9 protein-coding genes are annotated in these 8,956 nt (G+C 34.9%); 3 read left to right on the top strand and 6 right to left on the bottom strand.

What is annotated here, in order from left to right:
• Positions 1–250: 250 nt before the first annotated feature.
• Positions 251–1,894, top strand: a complete 1,644-nt coding sequence (locus tag ACP6PL_RS11930; protein WP_426545479.1) for a glycosyltransferase family 39 protein — start codon at positions 251–253, stop codon at positions 1,892–1,894.
• 488 nt (positions 1,895–2,382) lie between these two features.
• On the top strand, positions 2,383–2,559 hold the full coding sequence (locus ACP6PL_RS11925; RefSeq protein ID WP_426545478.1) for a hypothetical protein: 177 nt from the start codon (positions 2,383–2,385) through the stop codon (positions 2,557–2,559).
• A 109-nt stretch (positions 2,560–2,668) separates the two neighbouring features.
• Here the strand turns inward: ACP6PL_RS11925 and ACP6PL_RS11920 are convergent, their stop codons facing one another.
• From ACP6PL_RS11920 to ACP6PL_RS11895, 6 genes are all read right to left on the bottom strand, one after another.
• On the bottom strand, positions 2,669–2,857 hold the full coding sequence (locus ACP6PL_RS11920; protein WP_426545477.1) for a hypothetical protein: 189 nt from the start codon (positions 2,855–2,857) through the stop codon (positions 2,669–2,671).
• Between the two features lie 284 nt (positions 2,858–3,141).
• On the bottom strand, positions 3,142–3,807 hold the full coding sequence (locus ACP6PL_RS11915) for a 2OG-Fe dioxygenase family protein (protein WP_426545476.1): 666 nt from the start codon (positions 3,805–3,807) through the stop codon (positions 3,142–3,144).
• Between the two features lie 415 nt (positions 3,808–4,222).
• The gene (locus ACP6PL_RS11910; RefSeq protein WP_426545475.1) at positions 4,223–4,984 is read right to left on the bottom strand and encodes an HpcH/HpaI aldolase family protein; all 762 of its coding nucleotides are present in this window, start codon (positions 4,982–4,984) and stop codon (positions 4,223–4,225) included.
• Positions 4,985–5,094: 110 nt separating this feature from the next.
• Complete coding sequence (locus ACP6PL_RS11905) at positions 5,095–5,832, bottom strand: Uma2 family endonuclease (protein ID WP_426545474.1); 738 nt, start codon at positions 5,830–5,832, stop codon at positions 5,095–5,097.
• Positions 5,833–6,172: 340 nt separating this feature from the next.
• On the bottom strand, positions 6,173–7,699 hold the full coding sequence (locus ACP6PL_RS11900; RefSeq protein WP_426545473.1) for a glycoside hydrolase family 10-like protein: 1,527 nt from the start codon (positions 7,697–7,699) through the stop codon (positions 6,173–6,175).
• Positions 7,700–7,977: 278 nt separating this feature from the next.
• Complete coding sequence (locus tag ACP6PL_RS11895; RefSeq protein ID WP_426545472.1) at positions 7,978–8,229, bottom strand: hypothetical protein; 252 nt, start codon at positions 8,227–8,229, stop codon at positions 7,978–7,980.
• A 347-nt stretch (positions 8,230–8,576) separates the two neighbouring features.
• On the opposite strand from ACP6PL_RS11895, the gene ACP6PL_RS11890 reads away from it, so the two are divergent.
• Positions 8,577–8,720: a hypothetical protein gene (locus ACP6PL_RS11890; protein ID WP_426545471.1), complete on the top strand. Its 144-nt coding sequence runs from the start codon at positions 8,577–8,579 to the stop codon at positions 8,718–8,720.
• Positions 8,721–8,956 lie beyond the last annotated feature (236 nt).

Raw genomic sequence — 8,956 nt, 5'->3', positions numbered from 1 at the left:
TTTAACCAGAGGTAATTATCAATTATCCATTATCAATTATCAATTAATGAATTTAGCTATATTATCTCTTAGTCTTACTAATTCAATAGAAAAATAATGACCAATAAATAAGGTTTCAAGCCTTCCCTTTCAAGGGCATAAAAAAGAAAATTTCGTATTTCACGCCTCTGGGTTTCCTACGGAATACTGCGCAAACAGGCGGAGGTACTGATAACTGTTAACGAAGTTCCTCTAAAAGAGGCTAACTGAAATGACTCTAAAATTTAACCATAAAATTTTCTTCCAACCTCTAATTATATTGCTTATTATTGGTATAACTCTAGGCATAGGATTCCGTTTTTTCCACCTCGATCAAAAAGTCTATTTTCATGACGAAGTATATACTTCTTTAAGAGCTGCAGGTTTTAGCATGGTTGATATTGACCGAGAATTATTTAAAAACCAAATTATTCCGGCTCAACAACTACAAAAATATCAACAAATTAAACCGCAAAGCACTTTCATAGGAACTCTCAAATCTCTAACAATTGAAAATCCCCATCATCCACCTTTATATTATTTTATAGCTCGGTTATGGATGCAAAATTTTGGCGGTTCCCTAACGGCATCTCGTAGTTTACCAGCATTAATTAGTTTATTATCTTTGCCATTAATATATGTTCTAGGTTGGCAACTTTTTAACTCCCATTTAACTGCTTTACTCGCAACTACATTTTTGGCTTTATCGCCTGTTGAAATTTTATTTGCTCAAACGGCAAGGCAATATAGTTTAGTTACTGTTTTAGTTATTGGTAGTAGTATTTTATTATTCCAGGCTTTAGATTCTCGAAGCTGGAAAAAATGGGGATTATATAGTATTGTTTCTGCCATTGGTTTATATACCCATTTGTTTTTTTGTTTAACTCTTATCTCCCATGGAATATTTGTGATTAGCAATTGGTTTTTCTCAAATTATGTAGCAATAATTTCCTCTGAAAAAAAATCTAATTTATCAAAATTTCAACTTTTCATTCAAACGTTACCTCTGGATTTTTTTATTGCCTCAATAGCAATAATAATTCTGTTTATTCCTTGGATAATCGTAGTAATTAATAATCTGCAACGAGTGTATGATGCAACAAATTGGGTAAGAGTATCAGTCAGCTTCGATTTTTTAGTAAAAAAGTGGATTTTGAGTTTTTGCAGCTTGTTTATTGACGTAGATTTTGGTTTTAATAATATCAGCACATATTTACTGAGATTACTATTTTTAATTATTATTACTTGGGGAATTTATACAGTTTGTCGTTCTTGTAGTCTTTCCACAAAATTATTTATCCTGACTTCTATTTTTGTGCCTTTCATAATATTAGTAATACCAGATTTACTAGGAAGTGGGAAACGCTCTACTGTCCCCCGTTATCTAATTTCCTGTTTTCCGGCAATATATTTATCAGTTGCTTATTTATTGGCAAAGTATTTAGGTAGAGAAAATCCTACTTTATTCGGCAAGCAAAAATACTGGCGGGTAGTTTTAGCAATTTTGTTAACTGCTAGTATTGCATCCTGTACCGTTAGTGCTTTTTCTGATACTTGGTGGAATAAGATCCCTAGTTATTTTAATGCGAAGGTTGCGAAAAAAGTTAATGCTAGCGACTCTCCAATATTATTGAGTGATGTGGGGGATAATTATACTAATACAGCAAACTTAATTTCACTCAGTTATATATTAGATGATGACGTTCGACTACTGTTATTGAGTAACTCGCCTAACTTAGAAATAGTTGAAAATAAGTCAGAAATATTTGTATTTCGACCTTCTGGGAAACTGGGGAAAGCGCTGCAAACAAAACAATTGGAATTTGAGTCTATTGTAGATGGGGAACTTTTGCGAGTGAAGAAAAGGTCAGAATGAAATTATGGTGAAACTGTTGATGAAAAATCATGTTATGTTTAGTATTAGTATAGTTTTGTAGAATCAGTATTTGTAAAAACTCCAAGTTTGCTAATAATTTAGTTACCAAGCCACTACTATATTGAATTGCAGCGACACTACCGAATTTGATATTAATGAAAAAATAATGACTCTCAAACTTAACCATAATTTTTTTTTTCAACTTCTAATTATCTTGTTAATTATTGCCATAACTTTAGGAATAGGATTCCGTTTTTCCACCTTGATAAAAAAGTTTATTGGCATGACGAAGTATTTACTTCTTTAAGAGCTGGAGGTTTTAACATTATTGATATTCACCAATAATTATTTCAAAACCAAGTTATTCCAGCTGAATAACTACAAAAATATCAACAAATTAAACCACAAAGCACTTTTATATAAACTCTCAAATCTCTAACAATTGAAGAACCTCATCATCCACCTTTATACTTTTTAATGACTCGGTTATGGATGGAAAATTTGGTAGTTATGTCACCGCATCTCGTAGTTTAGCAGCATTAATTAGTTTATTCTCTTTGCCATTAATATATATTCTAAATTGGCACCTTTTTAACTCCCATTTAACTGCTTTACTCGCAACTACATTTTTGGCTGTATCGCCTGTTGAAGTTTTATTTGCTTAAACTTTCAATTAATTTTTTTTCCTGTTGCTTGACTAACTTTTTTACTTCTAAAACCTGCTGATTAGCATTATCAGCTTTTTCTTGAACGTTTTGTTTCAGAGTTTCCAGTTCAATTTCCCATCCTTTTGTTAAACATTTCTTCAGCTTGAGCGTAACTTCTTGATGCTTCTCCTGGACGTACCCTTCCTCGATAGAATTTTCGCGTCGCACTAGCAGATAAGTCTTGAAATTTAGCGTTGTAGACTTTACTTGTACCTGCTGCGTTAAGCGCAGAGTTACGTTCCGAGTCATTAGACATGATTTTTCTACTCCAAACAATATTACCTTTTAATTAGAAAATCTGAGTCGTTTTCTATTAACAGGTTAAGCTTTTTGTTACTTGTTTGGATACTGTGGAAAATACTGATTTTTTCTTCAAAAAAAAAGATTGCTTCGGGGGTTATAAATTTAGAAGTTTCAAAATGAAATTTTTATTACGCCCTCGCAATGATATATACAATCATAATTACTGTTTATTCAAGCAAAAAGGCGGGCAAATTTTCACCCACCCTTCTTGCTTCTTGCTTCTTACTTCTTCGTTTTTTAATGAATCAAACTCGGAGAAGTCAACACAAATACATCCCGATATCCCATCTCTTCTGTCACAGGTTTAATCGGAGTTGTAAAGTGGAAAAATTCATGGTCATTTACCAATAATAAATCCCCTGGATTGAGAATTTTACTAAATACTGGCTTTTCTTTTCTCGCAGTATAAAGATGAGTTGCACCACCTTGAATATTATGTCTATTTACTGCAAATATACCAATAAAATCTGCGCCGTCTCTGTGAATACCTTCCGGTGCTGGATTACCTGAATTATTAGGGGAACAAATAGTTCTAATTTGATGTACCCCTATTTCTGCTTCTGGATGTATTTTGCAGGAATCACAGAAGGCTAAAATCATTTTTTGAAAGTTATCTAAGGCGATAAGTCTGTCGTCTATTTCAGCAAATTCTCTTTTAATATCTCCTACTATAGGATTATAATCTTTGCTTTGATAAAGATAACCGTGAGGCTGTTTTATGACCTCTTCCCCTGAGATAATAAAATGAGAAAGTCTTCTATAACGATATTTAGCTTTTATGTAGGGATCAACAGGAAGATTGGCAAAAAACTGTTCAAAACCTTCCATGCTAATTGAGTTTACCTTTTTGTGGGTAAACATAAAAGCGTAATCTAAATTAATTGATTCTAAAACTTTTTGCATAGATATTTCTCCCCATTTTATGGAGTAAAAGTTTAGTTTTATATTGTCTATATTTTTAGTATAGCTCGGGTTTCTGAGAAGTGTTGCTAAACAGTATACAAACTATTAAGTTTTGTAAAAAACTGTATCAAATTACTCAAAAAAAGTAAGCATTCAGCCGTCAGCCATCAGCTATCAGGTAAAAAATTGAGCGAGAATTACAAAGTTACTGGCAAAGTTTTCTCCTTTAACCTTAGAAAGAATTATTTCCTTTGTTGATAGCCAATTTCTTAGAGCTGAATGCTTACAAAAAAAATGTATTAGAACAAGTTAATTAACTAATAGACAGTAAAAAAATAGTCTATTAATTCTTCCTCCTAATCATCTGTACATCCCTGTATAAAATCCCTATTATGCCTTTTTTCCAAAATCAAAATCAACCTCTTACTCCTTTAACTAAAGCTTGACAACCTTGTAAGAAAATACTGACATCTATACCTAATCCAATATACTGAACTCCACAGTCAATCCATTTTTTTGCAGTCTCAGAATTAGTGGTAAAAGTACCAACAGCTTTGCCAGAACTCCGAATAATTTCTACTGATTTTTGCATTAATTCAACTACTCGAATATCATTAACTTGACCAGGAATACCTAAAGATTGAGATAAATCATAAGGACCGAGAAAAATCACATCAATATGAGGAACTGTAACAATTTCTCTCAGATTTTCGACACCTTTTGTACCTTCTACATGAACCACAACTAAAGATTCTGCATTCAATTTATCGGTTATATTACTACCTGCTGAAGTGTAAACTCCCGCGCGAGTTCCAAATGATAAACCACGGCAACCAATAGGATTATATTTAGAACTTTGTACGGCTATTTCTGCATCGGTTATTGTTTCTATTTGGGGAACTTGTACCCCCGCACTGCCAATATCAAGAGCGCGTTGAATTTGTGCAGCATCATTTTTGCTAACCCTGACAACAGGTGCAATACCTCCACAGTCAGCAGCACGACAAAGGTCTTCTGCAACTAGAATATTTAGAGGTCCGTGTTCGAGGTCGATAACTGCGAAATCAAATCCTGCTATACCGCAAATTTCTATGAATGCAGGGTAAGCGCAATTCATAAAAGGTCCGAGTACAACTTCGCCGTTTTTGAGTTTTTGTTTGAGTTGATTTTTTTGCATGGTTGATATTAGAAATAAAAGTGAAATACCTAACCCCCCAGCCCCCTTCCCTAGGAGGGAAGGGGGAGCAAGAAAGCCCCTCTCCTTTCAGGGGAGGGGTTGGGGAGAGGTCATACATTATCCGGGTCAATTCCTTTTTGTCTAAGGATTTCTGCTAGTCTGTCCGCACGTTGTTTTTCTTGTTCTAATTGTTGTTGTATTTGCTCCGCACGTTGTTTTTCTTGGTCTAATTGTTGTTGTATTTGTTCTGCACGTTGCTTTTCTAGTTCCCGGAGTTGATCTAATTCTACAGAGGTGAAAAACTTGTCTCCATCTGGTCTATATATTTCTAGGGTTTCTGCTGTAAGTTGAAAGCTAATACCTAAACGGGGACTCACCCAACCATTAATTTCTGGAATTGCTTCTAAACTCATCCCTACTCTAATTGAACCGACAAAATCATTTTCATCCGGGTCATATATATAATATTCTTCAACTCCATACTGTTGATAAAAAAGTAATTTTCTGGTCATTTCCTGGGGGCGGTTGCCTGGTGACAAGATTTCAAATACGACTTGGGGAGCAATATTATTTTCTTCCCACTGTTTATATGAACCCCTGTCTCCTTTTGGTCTACCAAAAACAACCATAACATCAGGTGCTTGGCGAATTTTGTTATTTCCTTTCACGGGATACCACAGAAAATCTCCGGCAACGAAAATATCTGCTACCTCAGCAAATAATATTTCTAGATTTTCTTTAATAGTAACTATCCAGCGAAATTGTTTGGTATTATCTGCCATGAGTTGACCATCGCTATCAGGGTAAATATTTTCTGATTTAGTATCAGTAGTGAGTTGTTGTATCATATCTTGTTTAAACTAATTTGAGGGAAAAGGGTGTAGGAGTTTGGAGACCAAACCCATAAGGTACAGCGGTTGCAGGCAAGATGCCTGCGCTACAAAAAAATGATAACCCTGTAGGGACGTTGCATGCAACGTTCCTACTTTTTAAGGCGAAATGTTTTTGGAGGTTCCTCACAATTCCCATTAAAAAAACAACTTCTCAATTCTCAATTCCCCAAAAACAATTTCTCAATTCTCAATTCTCAATTCTCAATTTTCAATTCTGAGTCCCTACTTTTTAAGAAACGTTTTGGAGGGTTGCTCAAAATCCCCCAAAAACAATTTCTCAATTCTCAATTCTGAATTACTCCACAGTTACCACTTGTTCTGAACTTTCATTTGCCAACCGATCGACTGCCCGTAAAGCATAAGTTCCTGGCGTAACTCTCACTGCATTAGTCGCAGAATTTAATACTTGCAACAGCGCCCATTGATTACCATTTTGCTGATACAATGCCCAAGAACGAACATCTCCAGTATTATCAGCACTCCAACTAATAACATCAGAATTAACCTGTATTCCTGTAGGTGGTGCTGGCGGTTGGTTATCTAACCACGGCATCGCTGGAGGTAATGCTGGAGTTGGATAAACTGAACTTTTGAATACATTATTTACACCCGACACATTATCTCGAAACATCTTCATACTAAAAAAGATATTTCCCAAAGAAAGTTGACTTGTTCTCTGACGGGAAAGAGCTACCTGTCTCTCAAACTCTGATACAGGCCAACCCGCACCTTGTAACTGACTCAAAAAATTTCCAGCATAAATATGACGACGTTGAGGGTTTTGTTGCAACCACCAGTTTAACAACGCTGGATAACTCTGTTGGGGGGGATCGATGCGCCAATAAAGTTGAGGTGCTAAATAGTCTAACCAACCCTTCTCCATCCATAGCTTCACGTCAGCATATAAACCTTCATATTGATCGAAACCTACAATACCAGGAGGGTTGCCTGGACGATAAATACCAAACGGACTGATGCCAAATTTAACATAGGGTTTCTCAGCGTGAATACCTTGGTACAGACGTTGCACCATATTATTCACATTCTGTCGTCGCCAGTTAGACACAGAAAGAGTACCACCAGATGCTTTGTAAGCATTGTAGGTTTGGTAGTCGGGAAATTCCTGCCCTGCTTGAGGATAAGGATAGAAATAGTCATCGAAGTGAATGGCATCAACGTCATAACGACGCACTACATCGATAATGGTGTTGAAAGTCTGGTCTTGAATGACTTTCGCTCCTGGATCCATCCAAATATTTTTACCATATCTATAGGCATATTGCGGATATTTAGTGGCCATGTGATTGGCAGCAAAAGAGCCATCATTGGGGCTGAGTTGAGCGCGGTAGGGGTTAAACCAAGCATGAAGTTCGATGTTACGTTTATGACTTTCGGCGATCGCGAATGCTAAGGGGTCGTAAAATGGTTGGGGTGGTGTTCCCTGTTGGCCTGTTAACCATCCACTCCAAGGTTCAATAGAAGAGTCATACAAGGCATCTCCGGTTGGTCGTACCTGCAAGACTAAAGCGTTGAGGTTTAGTTCCTGCATCCGGTTGAGGATGTTGAGTAATTCTGCTTTTTGTTGGGCGACTGGTAAACCACGTTGAGAAGGCCAGTCAATGTTGGCAACGGATGCTACCCATACTCCCCGAAATTCTCTGGGGGAAAAGAAGGATGGTTGTTGAGCAGTAGCGGTGGGTAAGTAGCTAGATATTTGAGTCAGGGTTAGTCCTAATATTATTAGGCAACTCCAGAGGAGATGTTTAGGTCGAAAGTGGATATTTTTGGGGATTTTAGCTAATAGTTTGTTGACCAAGTTCATTATTGGATAGTTTTGGTAATTTAACCTCATTCTACCTGATACTCAACTAATACCATTTCTCAAAAATTTTGCTACATCTGATTGGGTGGAGAAGTTTCGGAACCCACCCCTAACCCCTCCCAGGAGGGGAAGTGTGGGAGGTGGGGGGAGAAGTAAATATAGGAATAATAATGACTGATTTAACTTATAATTGTCAAAAAATGATTTTAAATCTGACTAATTACTTGAGTGTTGAAGTCTCGGTTAAGGATAGTATTAATGCATAGTAATTGGTATAACTAAATAATATTCCAGACTGTTGAAATCGAAAATTTTTTCTCTAAAATTTCCAGATTTTCAATAGATAAATATTTAATTTGGTTGCTGATTCCCTCTAGTCTTTCTCCAAAACATTTTTTAAGTTGATTAGATTCTTGATAAAGTAAGCAAACAGCAAAAAAATGAATATGACTATAAATAATAGTAACTATCAATAATAATGCTACAAAATTGTGTTTATAGACAACAATTGAACTAGAATGTGTAGGCAATATTTATTCAAAGGGTATCACTGAATATCTGCAAATATTACTTTTAAGGTAATGCTTAAAACAGCAAACAAGTATTCAATATTAGGTATAGCAGTTAAGATTACTTTTAGGATATTATTAAACTATAAAATTTAGTTATAGTAAAAATTTTACTTTTGATTTTGCATCAAGGTATTGAGAAAAAATTTATGGTATTTTCAGGTATTCAGCTATTTTTATGAAGATTCAGTAAAGTTCTGAATAAATAGTTGCTATTCATATAATGCCTATGTAAGTATATTCACAGCTATAAAACTACTTATAAAGGTTAGGAAATTGGTACAAGCTAAAAAAAGGAGTTAGTTATCATGCCCGAAAAATTTTTTTATGCCACAATAATTACAGCATTACTATCTATTTTATTAGGATTTTATCCTTTTGGCTCATCTAAAAATTTGAATCTCAACGAAGCAATACAAAAATATAATCATATTCAAAGCTATATTGATTAGTTTTTTACTACTTTCATTGGTTTATTTATGTAATTTATTATCAAGTTAAAAGTAGTTTGACAACTTATCAAAAATACACAATCCCGAACTTTTTCCTAGTGAATAATATAGTATTGTTAGAATTATATCTTTTTACCTTCTGAAATTTTCTCATTAGGTAGTACGCACAAATAAACCTAAGTATTTCATTAATTGATAATTGATAATGGATAATTGATAATTACCTCTGGTTAAAA

The sequence above is a fragment of the Dapis purpurea BLCC-M126 genome (assembly GCF_050015975.1).
Taxonomy (GTDB): domain Bacteria; phylum Cyanobacteriota; class Cyanobacteriia; order Cyanobacteriales; family Microcoleaceae; genus Trichodesmium.
The sequence above is the reverse complement of the archived record's forward strand: the minus strand, read 5'-3'. Positions and strand labels throughout refer to the sequence as shown.

What these genes read in the sequence shown, in the direction of transcription:
- ACP6PL_RS11930 (WP_426545479.1), top strand. Translation starts at nt 251, where the DNA reads ATGACTCTAAAATTTAACCATAAAATTTTCTTCCAACCTCTAATTATA.
- ACP6PL_RS11925 (WP_426545478.1), top strand. Translation starts at nt 2,383, where the DNA reads ATGGATGGAAAATTTGGTAGTTATGTCACCGCATCTCGTAGTTTAGCA.
- ACP6PL_RS11920 (WP_426545477.1), bottom strand. Translation starts at nt 2,857, where the DNA reads ATGTCTAATGACTCGGAACGTAACTCTGCGCTTAACGCAGCAGGTACA.
- ACP6PL_RS11915 (WP_426545476.1), bottom strand. Translation starts at nt 3,807, where the DNA reads ATGCAAAAAGTTTTAGAATCAATTAATTTAGATTACGCTTTTATGTTT.
- ACP6PL_RS11910 (WP_426545475.1), bottom strand. Translation starts at nt 4,984, where the DNA reads ATGCAAAAAAATCAACTCAAACAAAAACTCAAAAACGGCGAAGTTGTA.
- ACP6PL_RS11905 (WP_426545474.1), bottom strand. Translation starts at nt 5,832, where the DNA reads ATGATACAACAACTCACTACTGATACTAAATCAGAAAATATTTACCCT.
- ACP6PL_RS11900 (WP_426545473.1), bottom strand. Translation starts at nt 7,699, where the DNA reads ATGAACTTGGTCAACAAACTATTAGCTAAAATCCCCAAAAATATCCAC.
- ACP6PL_RS11890 (WP_426545471.1), top strand. Translation starts at nt 8,577, where the DNA reads ATGCCCGAAAAATTTTTTTATGCCACAATAATTACAGCATTACTATCT.